Source organism: Bacillus sp. DB-2 (assembly GCF_003315125.1).
Taxonomy (GTDB): Bacteria; Bacillota; Bacilli; order Bacillales; family Bacillaceae_G; genus Bacillus_A; species Bacillus_A mycoides.
In genome coordinates, this window is the sequence record NZ_QNRN01000016.1 from 74,403 (window position 1) to 97,621 (window position 23,219).

A 23,219-nucleotide genomic window follows, 5' to 3' on the forward strand; every position below is an offset into this window, starting at 1 on the left:
TGGAAAAAGCTATGCTTTCATAGAGATGAAAGCATAGCTTTTTTGTTGTAATAATTATATTTTGTTTTGTACAAAGTAAAGAGATAAAGTGAAACTTTAATCAGTGGGAGTTGTTCATCTCCCACTATTTATTTTATTTCTTTGTACCTTTACTTTTGTATGGTTTTGCAGCTTTCTTTTTCGCACTTGATTGCCAACGGTTCCATCCTTTACTTCCTGTACCTTGTCCTACACCTTTTTTCGGTTTTGCTTTCGTTTTACTCATATGATCACTCCGTTATATAAAAAATCTGATTTGATAATAGCCAATGTTTTAGAAAAATACTATCGATAAATGACTATGCTTGCTTTAAATAAAAACAAACTGCTTGAATGCTATAGTATATCATGAAATTGCAAGTAAACTGAAAGGAATTATAAAGAAAATGAAAATAATAAGAAATACTGCGGATTCTATATTTCGAACAATCACACTAGTTGTTGTATATATGTTAGTTTCAATTAGTGAAATGTTTTTTGGATTGAAGAGACAAAGGAAATAAAAATGTTATATTAAGAACAATCGGTAAAGGCATAAAATAAAGAATTGAAAAATTCTTTAAAACTTTTTGTTGACTTTATCTATTTTTTGTATAGAATAATCATTAATAAAATGTTTCAGAGATGTGACAATAAAACGACTATGAAAGGACGAGTAGTAGTAGGATGTAGTTTAAGCGAGTCAGGGACGGTGTGAGCCTGATACGAAGCCTATTATGAAGAACCTCCTGGAGTCGCTAACCGAAATCCTTTATAGGAAAGTAGACTTAGCCGGGAACTTCGCCGTTACAAGAAGAACAGTATCGAGATTTTTTGATCTCCGTATTGTATAAGTGAGCAACCTCTGTTGCTAATTTGGGTGGTACCGCGGAACCAAAGTCTTTCGTCCCAGTTTTTTGGGAAAGAAGGGCTTTTTTTGTTGGCTTCTTTTCACAACATCCAAACATTTTAGGAGGAAACCACCATGTATCAATCATTAATGACAGTAAGAGAGACTCAAATCGCAATTAAGGAAGTTAAAACATTTTTCGAGGATCAATTAGCAAAACGTCTTGAACTATTCCGCGTATCTGCACCATTATTCGTAACGAAAAAATCAGGATTAAACGATCACTTAAACGGTGTAGAACGCCCAATTGAATTTGATATGTTACATTCAGGAGAAGAATTAGAAATTGTGCATTCACTAGCGAAGTGGAAAAGATCCGCATTACATGAATACGGATATGAAGCTGGTGAAGGTTTATATACAAACATGAACGCGATTCGTCGTGATGAAGAACTTGATGCAACGCATTCCATTTATGTTGACCAATGGGATTGGGAAAAGATCGTTCAAAAAGAATGGCGTACTGTAGATTACTTACAAAAAACAGTACAAACAATTTATGGAATATTCAAAGAATTAGAAGATCACTTATTTGAAAAGTATCCGTTCCTTGGAAAGTATTTACCAGAAGAAATTGTTTTCATTACTTCTCAAGAACTGGAAGATAAATATCCAGAATTAACACCGAAAGATCGTGAACATGCAATTGCGAAAGAACATGGTGCAGTCTTTATTATTGGAATTGGTGATGTACTCCGTTCAGGTGAAAAGCATGATGGACGCGCAGCAGATTATGATGATTGGAAATTAAACGGTGACATTTTATTCTGGCACCCAGTACTACAAGCTTCATTCGAATTATCATCAATGGGAATTCGTGTTGATAGTAAATCACTTGATGCGCAATTAACGAAAACAGGTGAAGATTTCAAACGTGAGTACGATTTCCATAAAGGTATTTTAGAAGACGTTCTACCATTAACAATTGGTGGTGGTATCGGCCAATCAAGAATGTGTATGTACTTCTTACGTAAAGCACATATCGGTGAAGTCCAATCTTCTGTATGGCCTGACGATTTACGTGAAGCTTGCAAGAAAGAAAACATTCATTTGTTTTAATAGAAGTGAGAGGATAGCTCAAAGAGTTATTCTCTCTTTTTTATAGTGTAAACGAGTGGTTTACAGTGGGTTTTACTAATGGTTTCTTTCTTTTTTGGATCCTTTTATGTAATAATTTGTTAAAGGAGGGGACGTTATGAGCTTAGGACAACAACTTAAAAGATTACGAGAGTCAAAAGGGTTTTCACAAGAAGATGTTGCTAAGAAAATTGGTGTGACAAGGCAAGCTGTGTATAAGTGGGAACATGATAAAAGCTGTCCGGATATTGATAATTTAATTTTGCTTAGCGAAATGTATAATGTCACGCTAGATGAATTAATAAAAGGAAACCAAAGCTTTAAAGAGAAAATACATATTGATGAAGATGAAGATTTTGAGAAAGAGAATGAATTTGGTTTCTACATTGGATTTGGTTTGCTAATTGTGAGTGCTTTCATTGATTATGAAGGAATGAAAGAGATTTTATTAGGAATTGCACTATTCATGATGGTTTTTTACTCTGACGTGAAGAAAGTTATTTTGAATGAGTTCAGATCGTTTTTTAAAAGAAAAGATATATATGATAAGAAGTGAGAAGAGTCCGTTATATTTCCTAGGAAAGAGTATAACAAGTAATTGAATTGTTTTATAATGATTTTGGGATGTTGATAGTATTTTAAAAAGTTTAAACAAGCATAACCCCGTTCTAAAGCTAGGACGGGGTTCAAAATCTAAGTTTTATTAAGCGTAAAGTTCTTTCAAATATTTTTACTTCAGTAAAGACTTCTAATAAAACATTACTTATTTATTACCGAGTTCTTCCGCTAAACCGATTAAAATTCCTTCGGTTCCACGAATGTAGCAGAGTCGATACGAGTTCTCATACTGAACTACTTCACCAACGAGCTGAGCACCATGCTTAGTCAGTCTCGATACCATTTCGTCAATGTCTTCGACGGTGAACATGACGCGCAAATAACCGAGGGCGTTTACAGGAGCTGTCCGGTGATCTGCTATAGTAGGTGGGGTGAGAAATCGCGAAAGTTCAATTCGGCTGTGGCCATCTGGCGTAACCATCATAGCAATCTCCACGCACTGAGTACCCAATCCGGTTACGCGACCAGCCCATTCACCTTCAACAGTAGCTCGCCCTTCGAGATTCAAGCCAATCTCCTCGAAGAAAGAGATTGCGTCATCAAGTGATTCTACAACGATGCTGACATTGTCCATTCGTAGTAATCGGTTGTTTGCCATAGTTTTTATCTCCTTTTATGTATAAATTTATTATTTAATTATCCTTATAATTATACTAAAATCTCTTCTAAACAAAAAACATCTTGTCACAGTGTAGGAAAATGTGACAAGGTGTTTTCGGGCATAGTATATAAAATCTTGTTAACGAATAACACTTCGTAAACCCTTTACTATTGAAATATTCGAGAACTTTATTTCGTGAATGCTATCATTTCAAGAATTTGATACTGTAATTGCTATTCGATAGAATAACTTCGACTTTCCCACAAAACAGTCCTACCCTGTTTCTATTTATATAGGAAGGAAATAGATTCATATATTTTTTAAAGTTTTACCGGTGGAAATTAACTCATCTGCACTAAAGGTTCAATTTTCGCCATAAATGATTGATGAAGTGCTTCAACACCCGTTACTAAATGAAGACGGTCAATAACGACAGATACTTTAATTTCTGATGTACTTACCATTTTAATATGAATATCTTCTTCTTTTAAAGTAGTGAACATATTCGCAGCAACTCCTGGGTTAGATACCATACCAGATCCTACAATTGATACTTTTGCTAAATGATTTTCATGTTCTACAGATTCATAGTGAAGTGCTTCTTGATTTTGTTCCAATACTTCTAATGTTTCTCTTAAATCATTAGAATGGATTGAGAAGGAGAGGTGAACAGTTCCTTCATTTGTAATACTTTGAATAATAATATCTACATTAATATGTGCTGCTGCTAATGTAGAGAAAACTGTTGAAAGTGCACCTTGTTCTAACCCTTTAATTGTGACACGTGTAATATTATCCTCAAATGCAATACCTTTAACGATTGATTGTTGTTCCATGTTACATTCTCCCCTTACAATTGTTCCGTTTTCTTGTTCCATACTTGAGCGAACTTCTAAAATTACATTATGATTTTTAGCAAATTCAACAGCGCGTGGGTGTAATACGCCAGCACCGAGGTTGGCAAGCTCTAACATTTCGTCATAAGAAATTTCATCTAATTTATAAGCATCTTGTACAACTCGTGGATCAGTCGTATATACGCCGGTCACATCCGTATAAATATCACATTTTTTTGCTTTTAGTGCAGCAGCTAATGCGACAGCAGTCGTATCGGAGCCACCGCGGCCAAGTGTGGTAATTTCATTTTCTTCACTTATTCCTTGGAAACCAGCTACTATAACAATCGTGCCTGCAGTAAGGTAAGACTGAATACGAGTGGTGTTAATGTCAGTAATCCGTGCACTACTATGTACAGATTCTGTCGTAATACCAGCTTGCCATCCTGTTAATGAAATTGCGTTATAACCTTTTGTTTGTAGTGCTATTGTTAATAATGAAATAGTTACTTGTTCTCCTGTAGATAGGAGCATATCCATTTCACGTTTACTTGGATTCTCAGTAATAGCGTTAGCAAGTGCTACAAGTTTATCCGTACTTTTTCCCATTGCTGAAACGACAGAGACAATACTATGTCCTCGTTCATATTCTTCAATAATTAAATTTGCTACATGTTGAATGCGTTCGACGCTTCCGACAGAAGTACCGCCAAATTTTTGTACAATCGTTTCCATTACAAATTCCTTCTTTCGTCCATTTTTAAGAATAGGTTAGGACATATACAAATCCCAATATTCCTGTAGTTACCAGAGAGAAAAACAAAAAACACCATCTCAAATAAGTGAGGATGGTGCTGTTACAGGAAAAGGGAAACAGAAAACGGAGCTAATAAAAAAACCGCCAAAAAAGGAATATCATAAAAATGATATCTCTTTTTTGTAGATAGCTCTTCATACGTACACGTCTGTACATATGACAGTTCTGTTTCTATTCGAAAACAGCCCCAATTGATAAATGCAGAGAAATTTATCAATTTCGGCAACACTTCCTTTCCTCTAAAATCATAGACATCTCTGTGTCTCCTTTAGAATACTTATAAGCGTTGCAACCTCTATCTCACGTTTTAGGCGAGAGTGTATGATTTATGAAGTTGTTGGTAACATTTGTTTTATAATAATTTAAATTTTTCAGGGAATCAAGTGTTTTTTGTATTTTTTTGAAATTCTATCTTTTTATTAAATTAGTTTGTGAAAAATGTAGCAAAATAAATTCATTGCATGTACATTGAAAATATAGCGCATGGGAGGTGGAAGGATGGGGAAGAAAAAACCTATTTATGTAGCAACAGAAATGAACACAACAATGGAGAAACTATGGGCATATACACAAGAGCCTGATATACATACAGAATGGGATGCTCGTTTTACTGAAATTTCGTATTTAGAAAAAAAAGAGGGAGAACCACAGAAGTTTTTATATAAAACAAAGATCGGATTTGGTCTTGAAATAGCCGGAGAAGGGGAATCGATAGGTGAAATAAGAAAAGAAACTGGGGAGCGCATTTCCTCTTTGAAATTTTGGACAGACAATCAATTATCACTTATACAAATTGGGCGTGGTTATTGGAAGTATACCCCGAATGGAGAACATATTCATTTTGAAACGCAATATGATTATGATACAAGGTTTGGTCGTATAGGAAATGTGATGGATTTATATATTTTTCGTCCACTATTAGGTTGGGCAACAGCATGGAGTTTTGATGCTTTAAAATTATGGTTAGAAAAGGGACTTCATCCAAAGTTGCTAATTAGAAGAACGATGACGTATTGGCTAGTTTGCTTTTTATTTGCTTTCGTATGGTTATATCAAGGGATTGTACCGAAATTGATGTTTACTCATTCAGAAGAAGTAAAGATGCTTTCTGCACTAATCGGATCGAATGAAAGTAGTATTTTTATACTTAAAATAGTTGGATTTTTAGAAATAATATGGGGTGTTATGTGGCTATTGCCACTTCAAAAGCGAAAACTATTTATATTGCATATTATATTGTTGATAGTTTTAACATTAGCGGCAGGATCGACGAATATCGCTAGTTTTACGCAACCGTTTAATCCGATTACATTAAATTTTCTTCTAATAGGGTTATCGATTGTCGGTTATATAAATAGCACTAATTTGCCAAGCGCAAAAAATTGCAAGAGGACGAGAAAGGGATAAGTATATGGTTAATATTTATGAAAGATTATTAGGGGATTCTTATAAAAGGCTTCATCCAAAATTGCAGGGACGATATGCGATAACAAAGGAAAATAGCTTTATTGGGGAAGGGGAAATGGATGAAATTTATGGGGGATCTTTTTTCGTTAAATTAATATTAAAAATTACATCGAAGTTCCGTATGTTTTTCTCTGAGCGAGGGCAAAAAGTTCCGTTTGTGATACATAATACCGCTGAGCGAGATGGACAGGGGAAAGAATTTGTACGGTGGAATCGTACTTTTTATTTTCATAATAAGAAAAGATATTTTAACGCTGTTATGAAATTGGATGAAGAGAATAATGAAATTGTAGATTATTTTGGTGAGCCACATATACTCGTTTCTACATTGAATTTCTATATTGATGAAAAAGGCGGGATACATATTTCCTCAAAGAAACAATGGTTTTATATGTTTGGTAGAAAAATCCCGTTACCAAAATTTTTATATGGAGAGGCAAAAATTGTTGAAAGTTATGATGATGCACTGCAATGTTTTCGAATTCATGTACAAGTACGGAATCCGTTAATTGGTTCGTTATTTTCATATAAGGGAACATTTGTGGAAAGGAAATAAACGAGATGAAAAATATACTATTTGGGCTTGCTTGTTATATTATATTTCTAATATACGAGTGGTCGAATGTAAATCCTGTTGAAGCAATCATATTGTTATCTATTTTGTTATTTATACCGATGTCATTTTGCATTATTGATAAGAAAACAAGAAATGGATCGTATGTATTATTTTATAAATTTGTATCGCTTTTATATCCAATTGCAGCAGTTAGTGCAATGCTAGCTTTCGTAACAAATCACTTTTTCTTTGCGCTACTTTGGTTTGTATATACAGGAATCGTTGCATTATTTGGTGTAAGTAGATTGCTAGAAAGAGGATGGAAGCCTCTAGAAGAAGTAGCTATAGATAGTGCGTTTATTTATTTGTTTTTAGGTGGTTTTTGGTTTTTTGCTTCAGTAGCAAAGGTTTCAATTATGCACTTTAGTTCTGACATTGTTTTACTTACAGCGGCACACTTTCATTATTCGGCATTTCTATTGCCGTTATCAGCTGGTTTACTTGGAAGAAAAAGAGAACAGGGAAGTAAGTTATATGATGCTATTATGTTTATCATCGTCATTTCTCCAATGACAGTTGCAATAGGAATTACGTATTCGAGGGTATTTGAATTTTTTGCAGTGTTCATATATTTATGTGCCATTTATGGATATGGAGTTTACGTGTGGAGAACGAAATTCAATACTATAAGTGCGAAGGTACTTTTAGTTCTTTCTGCTAGTACACTTATGGTAACAATAATGTTTTCACTCATATATTCATACGGGAATTTCAAACAAGTAATGACGATTACAATTGCACAAATGGTCTGGATTCACGGTGTTGTAAATGGAATTGGAGTAGCGTTACCAGCTTTTCTTGGTTGGATGATTGAAAAGAGTACTCCGAATTATAAATATTACGGGAAAACAATGAGCAGGTTAAGAGGAAATGCGACAGTTGGTGAAGCATTTTTACATAACAGAAATTTAATAGATAGCAAGGAATACAAAGGTTTAGTTGATAAAATGAATGATTTTCATAGTGAGGCATTTGACATGACGAAGATTCCTTTAAGTATTATTCGTTTTTATGAAAATACAAAAGAGTATGAGTTACAATCGCATATTAAATGGACTCGTTGGTTCCGCCCGGTTGCATTTTGTTATGAGAAAATGAGTAAGCGTGTAGGACAAATACATTTAGGAATGGGCGGCAAGTGGGAAACGATGCATGGCTCTATCATTGGGATAATAGATGAGAAGGATGGAAGAGAGAATGTAAGGGCTTGGCTAAGAAAAAATGAAGCAGGAGAGTCTGTTTTTGTAGCCCTCTATTCAAAGCATGCATACAAGAACGAGACATATATGAATATCGCATTGCCTTTACCATATTCGAATATGACTGGTATTTTGAAGTTGTACAATGATACGAACCAGTTAATGATTACAAGTAAGCTAAGAGAGCGTCGTAAGGGAGATGAAGGGATATACTTACATACCCGCTTCTTTACAATACGCTTACCATTAGCAGAGACTTTTATTATTAAAGAGAGAAAGGATCGAATATTAGAAGCTAATCATAGAATGTGGATATTTGGAGTTAATTTTTTAGAAATTGATTATGAGATTAAGAAAATAGAGGGAAAGTAAGAAAGGCTTGGAGAGATTCCAAGCTTTTTTACGTATGGATAATTGTCATAGCAACTTGTTTATCCAAGTCTTGGTCCCAAACACGCTGAATTTCAAACGTACCTTTTTCAAAAAATAATGGGAATCTCTCTTTAAACCAATCTTGCATAGGAAGATTGAGTGCTGTATCAATTGGCACCCATAATAATTCGCCTTCAGGAGGATTCAAAAGGAGTTCACCTTCAAATGAATCTGTCCAATAGTTAAATACCATATATCGAACATTTTCTTTCGGATTTACGTATTCATCTAATCCCTTAAAAGTTAAATTTGAAACAAGTAATCCAGTTTCTTCTTTTACTTCTCGTTTAGCAGCTTGAACGATACTTTCTGGAAAATCTACTTTACCGCCAGGAGCGATGTAACCAGGGAAGCCTAGATGATCCGGCCGTTGTATTAGTAATACTTCGTTATTATGCTGAATCATACACATTGTATAAATGCGGTGTTCGACGCTTTTCCAATTCGTGCTCATACGAATCTCTCCTCTTATATAATAAGAATCTTATAGTTTAACTATAGTTATTTGTTCCAAAAAATACAATAATAATACAAAATTATACAAAATTCGATTGACTATTACTAATTTTCAGAACTATAATTAGTCTGTTACATAAAAACATTGTACTTGAGAGGGGAATATATTCTATGAAAAATAGAATAATCGCAGCAGGAATAATTGCAGCTAGTATATTATCTTATTCATCTAGTAGTTTCGCACAAACAAAAACATTTCCAGATGTCCCAGCAGGGGGCTGGGCAGAAGGTTCTATTTACTATTTAGTAGAGAAAGGTGCAATTAAAGGTAATGATGCAGGAATGTTCGAGCCTGGAAAAGAAATCACTCGTGCAGAAGCAGCAACAATTATTGCGCAAACTTTAAAGTTACCGATTGATAATGCGGCTCAGCCAACCTTTACAGATTCTAAAACTCATTGGGCAACTCGATTTATTGCCGCTGTAGAAAAAGCAGGAGTAATTGCAGGGAAAGGAAACGGGATTTTTGATCCAGACGGTAAAATTGACCGAGTTTCTATGGCAGCGATGCTTGTTGGGGCGTATAAATTAGATGCGAAAGTAAAACAACCATTACCAACAAAATTTGCAGATTTAAATCCTAGTTGGGGAAAAGATAAAGCGAACATTTTAGTAGAATTGAATATTTCACAAGGTGTAACTAGTACAGCTTGGCTACCTAATAAAACTGTAACGAAGGCAGAAGCAGCGCAATTTATTGCAAAATCAGATTCTCTTAAAATTCCAGATGCATTAGAAGGAAAAGTAATTATTATTGATCCAGGTCATGGTGGGAAAGATTCTGGGAAGCCGACACAAGGATTATATGAAAGTGATATTGTATTAGATACATCGAAAAGATTACAAAAATTACTAGATAAAAATACTCCATTCCATGTGTTGTTAACACGTGAAACGGATATCCGTCTTGGTGAAAATCAACCTGAGGACCTTAAAAACCGTGTAGAGTTCGCGAAAGAGCATAATGGAGATATTTTTATAAGTATTCATGCAAATGGCTCTAACAATCATGATGGATATGGAACGGAGACTTTTTATTATAAAGGATCTGAAACGAAAGAATTAACTGAACGTGAAAAAGATAGTCGTATGTTAGCAGAGAAAATACAAAAACGAGTAGTTAAAGCTCTAGATACAAGAAATCGTGGTGCGAAACCAGAAGACTTTTATGTACTAAGAGAAAATGAGATGCCTGCAGTATTAACTGAACTAGCATTTTTAGATAATAGTGCAGATTATGAGAAGTTGGCTTCAGAATCAGGAAGACAAATTGCTGCTGAAGCAGTTTATGCTGGTATTTTAGATTATTATGAGTGGAAAGGTTTCAATGTTTCAAAATATCGTTTGGCTAAATAAAAACATCTTTTGCTAAGCCCATCTTCTATATAGAGATGGGCTTTTCATATGAGTTTATATAATTTTGTATCAAAATAAAAAGATATATCGTATTATGCTGATTATAAATAAAATAATGGTAGATTAGTTTATTTGTATCACGTATACTTTTACTGTTGACTAATTAAGAGTTTGTTAGTTTGATAGGGAAAATTTTATTATAAAGGGAGGCAAGTTAACACGGGACAAGCATATACATAACGTGTTAAAAAATATGAAAAAAGTTATTTCTAATGTGTTAGCAGTGACAGTCGCACTTCAAGTAGTGATGGCTCCGGCAACTTCATTTGCAGCTGAAAAAGAATTTCCAGACGTTCCGAAAGATCATTGGTCGTATAAAGCAATTACTAATTTAACATCAAAAGAAATTATTGCAGGATATGATAATGGTAAGTTTGGATTCGGGGATGTTGTAAATCGTGAGCAAGTAGCCGCATTAATATATCGTGCATTAAAACCAGAAGCGAAAAGCGAATATAAAAATCCATACTCTGATATTAACGAAGGGACAACAATGTTCCAAAAAGAAATTTTAGCTTTAACAGATATGGGGATTTTCGTAGGTGATGGTAAAGGAACATTTAGACCGAAAGAATCTTTAACTCGTGCTGAAATGGCTGTAATTTTACAGAAAGCCTGTAAACTAAAAGTAAAAGCTAATCATACATTTAATGATGTTCCGAAAGATCATTGGGCAAATGAAGCGATTAGTGCATTAGAGTCTAACGGTGTTGCTGCAGGTAATGGAGCAGGTGCATTTAATCCAACAGGTGTTTTAACACGTGAAGAATATGCACAATTTTTATATAACGCCATGGCATCATATATCGATTTAGATGTAACATTACCTTCTAATGTAACAGCTCAAGAGATTGATAATTATATTAAAAGATATCATCCCGATAGTCCGCTTGTTGGAGTTGGACAAGACTTTATTAAAGCGCAAAACGAGTATGGCGTGAACTCTTTATATTTAGCAGCACATGCAATCTTAGAGTCTGGATACGGGAAATCAGAAATTGCATATCGTAAACATAATTTATTTGGACTACGAGCGTATGATTGGGATCCATTCGCACATGCAAAATATTTACCATCTTATGGATTAAGTATTTCATATAATGCTGATTATGTGAGAAAGAATTACTTAGAACAAGGTGCTAAGTATTTCAAAGGTTACACATTACCTGCGATGAATGTAATGTATTCAACTGATAAAGAATGGGCTGGCAAAATTGCTAATATTATGGAACGTATTAAGCCTTTCAATAACAAGGATTATCAAAATGTCAAACGATTACCGAAAAACCCTAATACATTAAATGTAGATGCATTAGGCGAAACAATTCCATATAAAGATTATGCAAAAGACGCAAAAACTACTGTTCAGTCGGTAGGGTCTTACTATCAAGTTCCATTCCCGTTTAACAACCCAATTAAGAGTGTACCAAACGTTACACAAAATGAAGTTGGAAAATTAGAAAATGGTACAAAAGTAAACGTATATCGTGAAGATCCAAATGGCTGGGTAGAATTCTCACTTGAAAATGCTCCAGAAAAATATTGGACATTGAAGAAGAACTTAAAATTATAAATAAAAAAGGTGTTTTCATATATGAAAACACCTTTTTTATTTATATTCAACACGTAATATGTGTAGATTCATTATGATGTTCTTTTTTATATTTCTACCAATAATTTAACAGTTTCATATATAATTAAAGTTATTAAAGATTGAATTTTCTGTGTTTGTTTTTGGTATTGACTTAATTTGAAAAGAGGAGAGAGATATGCAAGGAGAAATACCAACAGAGAAAAATTTAGGTTATGTCGGTAAATTGTTATTGCCAGTTAAAGTGTCACCGCACTTTAAGTTTTTATGGATTGGGCAATTACTTTCGACTTTAGGTAGTTCGATAACGATGGTTATTCTGCCAGTCGTTGTGTATTCATTAACTGGTTCAACAGTTGTAATGGGAATGACTATGGCAATGTACATGCTTCCTAATATTCTTGCGTTACCGTTTGCTGGATTAGTCGTGGATCGAATTGACCGGGTGAAATTGATGTTATTTACAGATATAATCCGCTGCATATTAATGCTATTACTTGCAACGCTTATATTTATGGACGTTTTAACAATTTCACTTCTATATGTACTCGTAGCGTTATATGGACTTATGGAAGGGATATTTCAGCCGGCGTATTCAGCTGTAAGAGCGAAAGTATTTGTACCGGAAATTCGAAATGCAGCTAATGCATTAACGCAAATGAGTAATCAAGGAATACGATTAATTGGCCCAGCACTTGGTGGGTTAATAGTATCGGTTACATCTGCAGGGATAGGATTCGGACTAGATGCAGCAACGTATTTGTTATCATTTTTATGTTTATTATTTTTAAAAGAAATTAAGTTTAAAAAAGTAAAACCCATTGAAAAGAGTAAGATCGATTACAAACAAGAGTTTATGGAAGGTATTTTAGTTTTAAAAAGTCATCCGTGGTTGTGGATTACCATTCTAGTCTTTTCTTTCGTTAATATTTGTTATGCAGGCATTATCGTTGTATTAATTCCATGGTTGTTTAATGTTCATCATCATTTTGAAGCTTACGTGTATGGCTTAGGTATGGCTGCTTCTGGTGCTGGAGCTGTAATTGCAGCACTAATTTTTGGTGGGAGGCAGCGGTGGCATAAGAGAGGATTACTTGCGTATGGTGGTGTTTTAATTAGTGGAATGGCGTTATTAATTATGCCTTTCGTTTCTTGGGCACCCGCCTTAATTGGATTAATGGCAATTGAAGGATTCGGTATCATGATATTTGGGCTTATTTGGGAAACAAGTTTACAAGAGCTTGTACCAGAAGAAGCTTTTGGAAGAGTGGCAAGTCTTGATATGTTAGGCTCATTTGCTTTATTACCATTAGGGTATGTGGTGGTAGGCTGGTTAGCTACTGTAATAGGTGGAAAGATAACAATTATAATGCTAGCTATTTTAGTACTCATAACAATTGGAATGGCATTGTCTGTACCAAGTATTCGGCGGTTCGATTGATTATGTAGGCAAAAAGGGGAAATGGTATATGACTATAGAAAATCTACATGATTTAGTAGTACATGAGTTGGGATGTAAATACGTTTTGGGAGAAAAGGTATTTGAAGCAAGGAATTTCACGGTGTATATTGCTACTCCTATAGAAAATAAAATGACATATAATCGATTCATCTTAATTAAGCATTTGTCTAATGAAGAGCCTTCCGTACATGTTTGGGACAAAAAAATCTGTGTAGACGCTACAAAAATACATATTGCAAAAGAAGTGACAGAAGCAATTCAATCGGGTTTTGTAAATAAAGAGTAAGCCCTAATCAAATTAGGACTTACTCTTCATTAAACACAAATGTTTGCTTCATTTTTTTACTCTCATGTACTGGATGACCGTTGTAAGAGAAATTCTTTTCTTCCCAAGTAATGACAACTTTAAAATTATGGCTATTAAAGTCTAATGGGAATACCATGTAGTCAAAGCTTGTATGACTTTTTGAAACGTTGTTATTAGATGAAGTAGGATTAAAGGTAGCTTTAGATGTAGGTGTGTTATCAAGTATTTCCACCGATACATTTGCAACATCATTACCAATATTTTTTAAGAGTAAACTATACGTGTCATATACACCTTGTTTTGGCTGCACGGCTTGCTTGTTTGAGTTATGAGATTTGTCAATTTCGATATACCACTGTTTAGACTTTGACGCAATTGGTAGTGATTGAAATGTGTATGCACTAGCTTGTATTGGTAGTGCTAAGCAGATTAGTGCAAAGAGAGAAAATATTTTTCGTTTCATTTTTAGAGAGCTCCCATTCTTTAATGGATTTATTTGTTATTATCTTCTCTTTTTAAGATAATATACCATGTAGTTTAGGGGAGGGTATATTGAAAGAATTAGTAAGTATGGGAAGCAGCATGTTTCTACAACTGTTATTTTTGTATATATTTATTTCTGTTGTTTTATTGGAACTCAATCCATGGTATGCGGTAGTGGTTTATGTGGCTATTGCTATAATCAGTCTTCTGCTAGGGATATACTCGATTGCTTTCCCTATGAAGAGTAGCTTGAATACTATTTTTCTAACACTACCAGGTGGAATTATAATAACATTATTTTCAATATTAATTATTGGATTTACAGTGTTTGCTTACTTTTTACGAGAAGGAGATATTCCGCCTGTAATTCGTTTGTAGTATAAGTGAATCGATAGAGCTCCTATCTTTTCGTTATTAATCTTCCCAAGTATGTCACACGCACATTAAAAAAAACAAGGAAACTGTGTAGAGATTTTTCGGCATAGTTTCCTTATTTTGTTTTTTTTGATTAATAATAAATGCTTGCTAAAGGATACGAAAAAGCATATCAGGGGGATTAATTTATTAATATAAAGTAGCGTCCAACTTATAAAAGATAGATAGAGGTGGAGGGGTACGAGTATTAGTTAAAAGAGATACTAATATGAAAAAATTACCAATAAATATGTTAAAATAACATTGTCATATAACAAGGGGGATTCGTTTGATGGAAAAAGAGCATCTTGCTAAAGTAGATTTAACGAAAAGAATTGATTCGAAATCTAAGTACAATAAGAAACTTGAAAAATATCAAATGCGTTTATTGGCACTACAACAAATATTAAAAGAAGAGAAAATAGCCGTTATGATGGTTATGGAAGGTTGGGATGCGGCAGGTAAAGGCGGAGCAATTAAGCGAGTGACTGAACATCTTGATCCACGCGGATTCCAAGTAAATCCAATTGGAGCACCTGCTCCTCATGAAAAACGGTATCATTATTTGCAACGTTTTTGGCGGAAACTGCCTCAGTACGGGCAAATTACTATATTCGACCGTTCATGGTATGGGCGTGTATTAGTTGAACGTGTTGAAGGCTTTGCTACAAACGAAGAGTGGACGAGAGCGTATGATGAAATTAATGATTTCGAAAAACTATTAACAGATGATCATTACATAATAGGAAAGTTTTTCTATCATATTAGTAAAGATGAGCAGTTAAAGAGATTTACAGAAAGAGAGAACAACCCTCTTAAAAGGTGGAAAATTACAGATGAAGACTGGCGAAATCGTGAAAAATGGGATGAGTATGTCGAAGCAATAGAAGACATGTTTGAAAATACAAATAAGCCGAATGCAAAATGGCATATTATCGCGAGTAATGATAAATTATACGCCCGTTTGAAAACATTGAAAGTAATTATTTCATTAATTGAGGATTATTTCTTAGAGCATAATATAGAATTACCTTCTTATTATAATGAAATAAAAGAAGGAAAGAAAAAGAAAATTGAATCTGTGCAAGATGCAGGAGTCAAATAGTAAAAAGGTTTGTATAGGAAATATGAAGGGAAGCTGTCTTGTAATTGGGTAAACCCAAATTACAAGACAGCTTTTTTAGTTAGAAACATTTTACAATTTACAGAATAAGGTATATAATCAATAATCATATTAACGTTGTTAATATGATTATTGATTATATACTGTGTGGGGGTCTTATTTTGAAGGGAAGAGATGTTGTTTTAGGTTTATTAATGGAAAAAGAATTGTCTGGTTATGACATTAAAATTGTGTTTGAGGATGTATTTACTTACTTTTTTGATGGAAGCTTTGGAATGATTTATCCAACGTTACGACAATTGGAAAAGGAGGGGAAAATTAAAAAAGAAATTGTCATGCAAGAAGGTAAACCGAATAAGAAAATGTACTTTATTACAGATGAAGGGCGTGAAGAGTTTTATAAATACATGCAAACGGATGTAGAGAAAGACGTTTTACGTTCAGATTTTTTAATGAGGATGTATTTTGGTAATTATAGTGATGATAGGGCGATAAAAAAATGGATTGAAGACGAAATTGAAAGGAAAGAAGCGTACATTGCGGATCTTCGTTTGAAATATGAAAAATGGAGAGAAGGTATTACTTTCGTTGAAGAAATTTCGCTCGATGTAGGTATTGCATCATATAGTGCACAAGTAGAGATGTTGAAGAGGAAGTTACAGCAATTAGAAGCAAAAGAAAACAATAAAACGGAAGAATGAAAAACACGTTCACAATAAATAAAGGGGTAGATTAACATGGAGCAGTCAAAGGGTATTAAGATTGTCTTTTTAATGTGCTTAGGTATTTTTCTTTGTATGATTGATACAACGATTATGAATATAGCTTTACCAGCAATACAATCGAGTGTAAATACTTCATTAGAGAAGATGTCTTGGGTATTAAATGTTTATACAATGACGATTGCAGTACTCGCAATCCCGCTAGGACGGATAGCTGATATTTTTGGGAAAGCAAAGGTGTATATTCTCGGTTTAATTATTTTTGGTGGTGGATCAGTGCTTTGTGCTTTTGCTAATACAGGTGACTTCCTTATTTTTTCTCGTTTTATACAAAGTGTTGGAGCAGCAATTTTATTTCCGACAAGTATGGTAATTGGTGTATCAGCTATGCCGTTAGCAAAGAGGCATGTTGCACTTGCTATTTTAGGAGTAACGCAAGGATTGTCAGCTGCACTTGGTCCGGTAATAGGCGGAATTATTACGCAAAATGTAGGGTGGAGATGGGTGTTCTTCGTCAATGTTCCGATTTGCATTCTTGGAATCATTTTATGCTGTATTATGTTACAAGTAAAAAATGAAGAACGTATTATTTCAAAAATTGATTGGATTGGACTCATATTAAGTAGTTTAGCGATTTTTTCTTTTACTCTCGTATTAGTGAAAGGCAATACGTGGGGATGGCAAAGTAATATCGCTGGGTCTTGTTATGCAATTAGCACTATTTCTCTTATTCTATTTGTTCTAGTGGAACGAAAGATTCATAATCCGATGGTGAATTTAAAATTATTTAAAGATCGAATGTTTGTAGGGGCGTCTATCGTTGTTATATTAAGTAATTTATTTTTAATTGGAGTAACTGTATTACTTCCAACATTCTTGACAAAAATACAATACCGAACGGAAATTGAAGCTGCTTTTTTAGTGACACCTATTTCAGCGATGATATTTTTTGTCTCACCAGTTGCAGCAACTTTAATTAAAAAATTTGGAAAAGTAACTATTATTTTGTCAGGGTTTCTTGTTATGGGCCTATCCTACTATTGGTTGCAAATGATTGACGTCAATTCAACAAATATAGAAATTATTATTCCGTGTATGATATTAGGTGTTGGATATGGTTTAGTAGTGGGACCAATTACAGTTTTAAGTGCATCTTCGTTTGAAGGAGAATTATTAACTGCTTCTCAAAGTGTTGTATCAATGTTGCGGCAAGTAGGGATTGTATTAGCGGTTGCAATATTTGTATCTAATTTAACTCACAACTTATCTTTAAATAAAGAGAATGTATATCGTTATGCAGAAGAAAAAGTGCGTAATATTCATGTGAATAGTGCTCAGCAAGCTGAGATATTACAGGTAACAAAAGAAAAAATAGAGAAACAAAGTATAGAAACAAATGTAGAAAAGAAACAAAATGAAACATTGGTGGGATTAAGTAAAGAGAAAAAAGACGAACTAATTCACCAAAAAGTGGATGAAGTATTAAGTGGTGTTCCAGTAGAATATAGAGATATAAAAAGAGAAGAAATTACGAATCAAGTAACAAAAGAAGTTGAAAAACAAGAGGAGAGTATAAAGAAAGAAGTACTTGTATTTTCAAAAGATGTAAGTCGGTATGCCAAAAATAAGATGGCTATGAGTTTTACTGATTTATATAGAGCGAGTGTTCCAGTTATTTTAATTTGTGCTTTAGTAAGTTTGTTATTTTGGGAAGGGAAAGCTTTAAGTAACAGAAGAGACAAACGAATAGCAGGGGAAGTGTAAAGAAAAACAGGCTATAATTAGCCTGTTTTTCTTTACACTATTATGGAAGATCTGGGTTTAGTTCATTAAACTTATTACTACAATGTCTTTTATTATTAAAACCAGCAAAATCAATTCCGACGTAATTTAAAATTGAAGTGTTATTTTCAATTTCATCAATATGTTCTAAATTTCTTAAATAACTGGGAGATGACAATTGAAAAATAGTATGATTTGATATTAAGATTGTTAAAAAGAGAATGTGTAAAGGAGTTAATATGAGATTTCTAATTGAATATAAAGATTTGAAAAGTAAGGAGGGAAAAAATAAAACCTTAAATGTACTTGATACATTTTTAAACGAACACTTAATTGATAAATATCATGGACAAACCTTCGATACAATTCTGGTCAGATTTATTAATAATTCACCTGTAACACGGAAATTAAAAAATAAATCTCTTTATAAAATAATAGCTGAGATTGAATTAATAGAGGACTTTAAAAGTAGTAATAAATTAAATTTTGAGGAATTTCAAATAGCGTTATTAAAAATAGAAGAAGCAATAAAAAAAGTTCGGCATATTAGGTTGAAAGAACCTTTAGATTATAAAGAGAGTGAGCTTTTAAATGATTATTATAAAGCAATTGAAAAAGCACCGAAAAATTTGGAAGAGCTAAAGGATTATGCTCGAGAAGAAGAAAAAAAGAAATTTTATAATAATGCAAAACGAAGCGATTGTTTAATCTATAAGTATAAAACTAATCCAACGGAATTGAACAGAAATATAGTTGGTATTCGGATATATGACCAACTTGAAAATGGAATATTAGCACCTTTTGATTATATCTATTCGGAGTTATTTAGTAATTTGCTGAGGCGTGCCAAGGTGAAACTTCCAAATTACAGTGAAATATACGTTAATATTGGCGAAACGATAGAAGATGCAAAACAAGAAATATCATTAGAAACATGGCATAAATACACATATGCTACATTGAATATATCTAAGTATACATGTAGCGACAAATATGAAAAATCCCAAATGCTTTTTGAGAGTGTATGTGATGGAATGAGACTAATTGCAGAGTTTGATCATTTAGAAAAAGAGAAAATAGAAAAAGTAATTAATTATATAAAAAATAATGGAGAAGATATTGATTTAGTTTATGCAGAAAAGGAGAATAAAAACTACAGGGTTGAAGTTATTTATAAAGTTCCTAAAGATTTTAGAGATGAAGCGGAATATAGACTTAAAGTAACAGATTTAAAATCAGGGAATATAGAAATTGTTCATATTGACTTTATTGATACATATTGGGCACCCTATAGCTTTGGGAAAATATTAATAAAAAAAGAAGAAATTATTATTAAAGGCAGAGAAAGTTTCAGAGCAGAAATCTCGAGAAAACGAGATAAATTACCTTCAGAATATAGTTTTAAAATTTCAGAGATTTTTTAAGTCTATTTATTTTAGAAATACCTTCATTTCTAAAATAAGGAATGAGGGCATATTTGTATTTAAATGAGACGAATCAAAGAGAAGTAATAAAACTACCATAATTATTGAATATGAAACAATAATTATAGTACATTAACAATGAGAATTCATTATATAAAGTAGGTGGAAAAAATGATAGATACAGCAGACGCTTCATTAAGTAATCACATATACACCGAAGAAGAGCAACAAAAATTATATAAACGAACGTTAATAATCGTAAGTATTTCACAAATGTTCGGCGGAGCAGGGTTAGCCGCTGGAATTACAGTAGGTGCATTACTTGCACAGCAAATGCTTGGGACGGATGCGTATGCAGGATTACCGGCTGCTATGTTTACAATGGGATCTGCGGTAGCGGCTTTCTTTGTTGGGAAGTTATCGCAAAAATATGGTCGCCGAATAGGACTTGCAACAGGGTTTATAGTAGGAGGACTAGGAGCTATTGGAGTTGTATTGGCTGCGTTAACAAATAGTATTATTCTATTACTAGTTTCTTTACTCATATACGGTGCAGGTACAGCCACGAACCTACAAGCTCGTTATGCTGGTACCGATTTAGCAGATAAGAAGCAGCGAGCAACTGCTATTAGTATTACGATGGTTATGACGACTTTTGGTGCGGTGGCTGGTCCGAATTTAGTAGGTGTAATGGGGGATTTTGCTGATTCAATTGGAATTCCTAACCTTGCTGGTCCTTTCATATTATCAGCAGCGGCATTTATACTTGCGGGTCTTTTTCTTTTTGTTATGCTTCGTCCAGACCCGTTAATTATTGCTAACATAATAGAAACATATAAACAAGAACATACATATAAAGGGCAACCAGTAACAGAAGAAATAATAGAGAATAAGCGTGGTGTTACCGTTGGAGCAATCGTAATGATACTTACTCAAATAGTGATGGTTGCGATTATGACGATGACGCCAGTTCATATGGGGCATCATGGTCATGGTTTAAGTGCAATAGGGCTTGTAATTGGTTTTCATGTAGGTGCAATGTATCTTCCGTCTCTCGTTACAGGAATGTTAATTGATAAAATCGGCCGAACTACGATGAGTATAGCTGGTGGAGTAATTTTACTAGCGGCGGGTGTCATAGCTGCGATAGCGCCGAGTGATTCTTTACTATTATTAATTGTTGCTCTGTCTTTACTTGGGTTAGGGTGGAACCTCGGTTTAATAAGTGGTACAGCTCAAATTGTTGATGCAACTATACCTTCTACACGTGCAAAAACACAAGGGAAAATAGATGTATTTGTTGCGTTAGCTGGAGCTTCTGGTGGAGCGATGTCAGGTATGGTAGTAGCTAATTCAAGTTATGCGGCATTATCATTAGCGGGAGGAGTGTTAGCATTATTGCTAATTCCTGTTGTGATGTGGTCTCGGACAGGTGAATAAGCCTAAGATAAAAGAAGTAGCATTCAAAGGGAGGTAATCAATCTTTGAATGCTGTTTTTTTGCGATTAACTAATAGTTTAACTGGAATCGTTCATATATTTTGAGCTGTGATAGATATATTCAGGAAATCATTGATGTAATTTCATTTACCGTAATGTTAGCTGTATAAAAAAGTGTTAGTCTAAACCCCACTCCACAATAAGCCCTAAATGCGTAAGTCCACCACCAAATCCGTATAGCAAAAGTGTGTCTCCGTTATTTAATCTTCCTTTTTTTCTAGCTAAATCTAAAGCGAGTGGAATAGAGACGGAAGATGTATTCCCCATATCTTCCACACTCGTTAATGTTTTTTGAATAGATATTTTTGATTTTTCGCAAATAGATTCAATCATTCTTAAGTTAGCACTATGTGGTATGAACCATTCTATATCATCTATTTGCAAATTTGCAGTATGTAATAGTTCTTTTATGCCGTATGGTACTGTTCGTACAGCCCATTTATATACTTCTCTTCCATTTTGAACAATTTTTTCACTTGTTTGTAGTGGTGTGCCATTCATAGTAGTAGATAAGTTTGTTCTGTATAGATGAATGCCACCGTCACCGTTTGTTCCCATGTGAGCAGCGATAAAGCTTGGTTTGTTTTCATCTCTTTCTAATAAAATAGCTCCAGCGCCATCACCGAACAAAATACAGGACGTTCTATCGGTGTAATCAGTAACTTTAGATAATGTCTCTGTCGCTATGACGAGTACTTTTTGATGTGATCCAGAAGTGATTAAGCTATTACCGACATGCAGTCCGTATGTGAAACCAGCGCAAGTCGCATTTAAATCAAAAGCTAGTGTATGAGGTATGTTGAAGTATTGTTGTATTTGGCAAGCAACACTAGGGAAAACATAGTCAGCAGTAGTTGTAGCGACGATGATACAGTCAATATCCTCTAAGTTTTTCTTATATGTTGTACACAAATTTTCGATTGCTTTAATGGCTAAGTGTGAGGAGTATTCGTCTTCGTTAGCAATTCTTCTTTCTTTCATGCCTGTTCTTTGTACAATCCATTCATCATTCGTATGGACCATCTTTTCTAAATCGTTATTAGACAATACTTGATCTGGAACATAAGTACCAATTGCGGTAATACGAGATTTAGAATTCATAGGAACATCTCCTAACTTATTTTTATAACCTGATACTAATATCAGGTTATAAAAATGTCAATAAAGATTTTCTGTTCAATGAAATTAATATATTTTAATAAATGGAAAGGGATTTGAGGAGTGATGTCCAAATAATATACGGAAAGCTTCTAAAATTGATACTTTGAAGGGGTCTGAGATTCTTGAAAAGAATCATTTATTCGTTGTCTCTTGTTTTAATTTGTAGCTTTACTTTTTTTATTTTGCCAGAGAAATCTTATGCTTGTGACTGTATTAATGTATCACCAGAAGATGCATTTCAAAAAAATGATGTGGTGTTTGAAGGTAAGGTGTTAGAAGTTCAAGAGAAAGGTGAAGGCGGAATTAAAACATTATTTGAAGTGAAGAAAATTTGGAAAGGGACAAGTTCTTCGCGAATTATTATATATACAAGTGTAAGTAGCTGTGCATTTCGTTTTGCAAAGGGAGGAGAGTACTTAGTCTTTTCTTCTTATAGAGGAGAGGAAAAGTTAGAGACATCTATCTGCAGTGGAACGAAGAGATTAGATGAGGCAGAGATTGAGAAAAATGCTTTAAGTCATATTGCAAAAGAGTCTGTTCCAACGAAGAAAGTGAATTTAAAAGGGGATATGGTGAGCGGCTTAAGTTTGTGGCAAGTTGTGGTTATTGTTATAGGTGTATTATTCATTGTAGCTGTTGTTATTTTTATTGTGAGAAGAACTCGCAAAAAATGACGATTAAAGTAAAAATATAAAGATTTTCTTTCGGTTTCTATAGGTGGTTTAATC

Annotated in this window: 22 protein-coding genes, 1 riboswitch and 1 other annotated feature; of the genes, 16 read left to right on the plus strand and 6 right to left on the minus strand. The window is 33.9% G+C overall.

Going from position 1 to position 23,219, the window contains the following annotated elements; all coding sequences use genetic code 11:
- Positions 1–133: 133 nt before the first annotated feature.
- Complete coding sequence (locus DET63_RS24145; RefSeq protein WP_000047589.1) at positions 134–265, minus strand: DUF3934 family protein; 132 nt, start codon at positions 263–265, stop codon at positions 134–136.
- Between the two features lie 408 nt (positions 266–673).
- Positions 674–933, plus strand: a binding site (T-box leader).
- A gap of 70 nt (positions 934–1,003) precedes the next feature.
- On the opposite strand from DET63_RS24145, the gene asnA reads away from it, so the two are divergent.
- Both asnA and DET63_RS24160 read left to right on the plus strand, forming a co-directional pair.
- A complete protein-coding gene (gene asnA, locus DET63_RS24155) occupies positions 1,004–1,987 on the plus strand; it encodes an aspartate--ammonia ligase (protein WP_113938085.1) in 984 nt (327 codons plus the stop codon).
- Positions 1,988–2,123: 136 nt separating this feature from the next.
- Positions 2,124–2,561, plus strand: coding sequence for a helix-turn-helix domain-containing protein (locus DET63_RS24160; RefSeq protein WP_113938086.1), 438 nt, complete (start codon positions 2,124–2,126; stop codon positions 2,559–2,561).
- 207 nt (positions 2,562–2,768) lie between these two features.
- On the opposite strand, the gene DET63_RS24165 is transcribed toward DET63_RS24160, so the two are convergent.
- The gene (locus DET63_RS24165; RefSeq protein WP_113938087.1) at positions 2,769–3,221 is read right to left on the minus strand and encodes a VOC family protein; all 453 of its coding nucleotides are present in this window, start codon (positions 3,219–3,221) and stop codon (positions 2,769–2,771) included.
- A gap of 344 nt (positions 3,222–3,565) precedes the next feature.
- Complete coding sequence (locus DET63_RS24170; protein WP_113938088.1) at positions 3,566–4,795, minus strand: aspartate kinase; 1,230 nt, start codon at positions 4,793–4,795, stop codon at positions 3,566–3,568.
- A 201-nt stretch (positions 4,796–4,996) separates the two neighbouring features.
- Positions 4,997–5,183: riboswitch (Lysine riboswitch) on the minus strand.
- 192 nt (positions 5,184–5,375) lie between these two features.
- Between DET63_RS24170 and DET63_RS24180 the strand changes: the two genes are divergently transcribed.
- The 3 genes from DET63_RS24180 to DET63_RS24190 are packed head-to-tail and all read left to right on the plus strand — an operon-like array spanning position 5,376 to position 8,531.
- Entirely contained in the window at positions 5,376–6,284 is a 909-nt protein-coding gene (locus DET63_RS24180) for a DoxX-like family protein (protein WP_113938089.1), read from the plus strand.
- Positions 6,285–6,288: 4 nt separating this feature from the next.
- Complete coding sequence (locus DET63_RS24185) at positions 6,289–6,900, plus strand: DUF4166 domain-containing protein (RefSeq protein WP_113938090.1); 612 nt, start codon at positions 6,289–6,291, stop codon at positions 6,898–6,900.
- 5 nt (positions 6,901–6,905) lie between these two features.
- Positions 6,906–8,531: a YndJ family protein gene (locus tag DET63_RS24190; protein WP_113938091.1), complete on the plus strand. Its 1,626-nt coding sequence runs from the start codon at positions 6,906–6,908 to the stop codon at positions 8,529–8,531.
- A gap of 28 nt (positions 8,532–8,559) precedes the next feature.
- Here DET63_RS24190 and DET63_RS24195 read toward each other — a convergent pair whose 3' ends face one another.
- Complete coding sequence (locus tag DET63_RS24195) at positions 8,560–9,045, minus strand: 8-oxo-dGTP diphosphatase (protein WP_113938092.1); 486 nt, start codon at positions 9,043–9,045, stop codon at positions 8,560–8,562.
- Between the two features lie 173 nt (positions 9,046–9,218).
- Here DET63_RS24195 and DET63_RS24200 point away from each other — a divergent pair, with 173 nt between their 5' ends.
- The 4 genes from DET63_RS24200 (at position 9,219) to DET63_RS24215 (ending at position 13,862) form a co-directional block, all read left to right on the plus strand.
- Positions 9,219–10,463 (plus strand): N-acetylmuramoyl-L-alanine amidase, encoded by a 1,245-nt coding sequence (locus DET63_RS24200; protein WP_113938093.1) that lies wholly within the window; start codon positions 9,219–9,221, stop codon positions 10,461–10,463.
- A 253-nt stretch (positions 10,464–10,716) separates the two neighbouring features.
- Positions 10,717–12,096, plus strand: coding sequence for an S-layer homology domain-containing protein (locus DET63_RS24205; RefSeq protein WP_113938147.1), 1,380 nt, complete (start codon positions 10,717–10,719; stop codon positions 12,094–12,096).
- A gap of 196 nt (positions 12,097–12,292) precedes the next feature.
- Entirely contained in the window at positions 12,293–13,555 is a 1,263-nt protein-coding gene (locus tag DET63_RS24210; protein WP_113938094.1) for an MFS transporter, read from the plus strand.
- Between the two features lie 28 nt (positions 13,556–13,583).
- Positions 13,584–13,862 carry a hypothetical protein gene (locus DET63_RS24215; RefSeq protein ID WP_002135550.1) on the plus strand — a complete coding sequence of 93 codons (279 nt, stop codon included), beginning with the start codon at positions 13,584–13,586 and terminating at the stop codon, positions 13,860–13,862.
- A 19-nt stretch (positions 13,863–13,881) separates the two neighbouring features.
- Here DET63_RS24215 and DET63_RS24220 read toward each other — a convergent pair whose 3' ends face one another.
- Positions 13,882–14,346: a hypothetical protein gene (locus DET63_RS24220; protein WP_002086342.1), complete on the minus strand. Its 465-nt coding sequence runs from the start codon at positions 14,344–14,346 to the stop codon at positions 13,882–13,884.
- An 89-nt stretch (positions 14,347–14,435) separates the two neighbouring features.
- Here DET63_RS24220 and DET63_RS24225 point away from each other — a divergent pair, with 89 nt between their 5' ends.
- The 6 genes from DET63_RS24225 to DET63_RS24250 all read left to right on the plus strand — a co-directional run bounded on the left by DET63_RS24225 (position 14,436) and on the right by DET63_RS24250 (position 21,271).
- Positions 14,436–14,744, plus strand: a complete 309-nt coding sequence (locus tag DET63_RS24225; protein WP_113938095.1) for an alpha/beta hydrolase — start codon at positions 14,436–14,438, stop codon at positions 14,742–14,744.
- A 328-nt stretch (positions 14,745–15,072) separates the two neighbouring features.
- Entirely contained in the window at positions 15,073–15,885 is an 813-nt protein-coding gene (locus DET63_RS24230) for a polyphosphate kinase 2 family protein (protein ID WP_113938096.1), read from the plus strand.
- 179 nt (positions 15,886–16,064) lie between these two features.
- Complete coding sequence (locus tag DET63_RS24235) at positions 16,065–16,604, plus strand: PadR family transcriptional regulator (RefSeq protein WP_002086322.1); 540 nt, start codon at positions 16,065–16,067, stop codon at positions 16,602–16,604.
- A gap of 36 nt (positions 16,605–16,640) precedes the next feature.
- Entirely contained in the window at positions 16,641–18,389 is a 1,749-nt protein-coding gene (locus tag DET63_RS24240; RefSeq protein WP_113938097.1) for an MFS transporter, read from the plus strand.
- A 257-nt stretch (positions 18,390–18,646) separates the two neighbouring features.
- Positions 18,647–19,831, plus strand: coding sequence for a hypothetical protein (locus DET63_RS24245; protein WP_113938098.1), 1,185 nt, complete (start codon positions 18,647–18,649; stop codon positions 19,829–19,831).
- Between the two features lie 171 nt (positions 19,832–20,002).
- Entirely contained in the window at positions 20,003–21,271 is a 1,269-nt protein-coding gene (locus DET63_RS24250) for an MFS transporter (protein WP_113938099.1), read from the plus strand.
- Between the two features lie 176 nt (positions 21,272–21,447).
- On the opposite strand, the gene DET63_RS24255 is transcribed toward DET63_RS24250, so the two are convergent.
- Positions 21,448–22,431 carry a ketoacyl-ACP synthase III gene (locus DET63_RS24255; protein WP_113938100.1) on the minus strand — a complete coding sequence of 328 codons (984 nt, stop codon included), beginning with the start codon at positions 22,429–22,431 and terminating at the stop codon, positions 21,448–21,450.
- A gap of 182 nt (positions 22,432–22,613) precedes the next feature.
- On the opposite strand from DET63_RS24255, the gene DET63_RS24260 reads away from it, so the two are divergent.
- Positions 22,614–23,165, plus strand: a complete 552-nt coding sequence (locus tag DET63_RS24260) for a cobalamin biosynthesis protein CbiN (protein ID WP_113938101.1) — start codon at positions 22,614–22,616, stop codon at positions 23,163–23,165.
- The last annotated feature ends 54 nt before the right edge of the window (positions 23,166–23,219 follow it).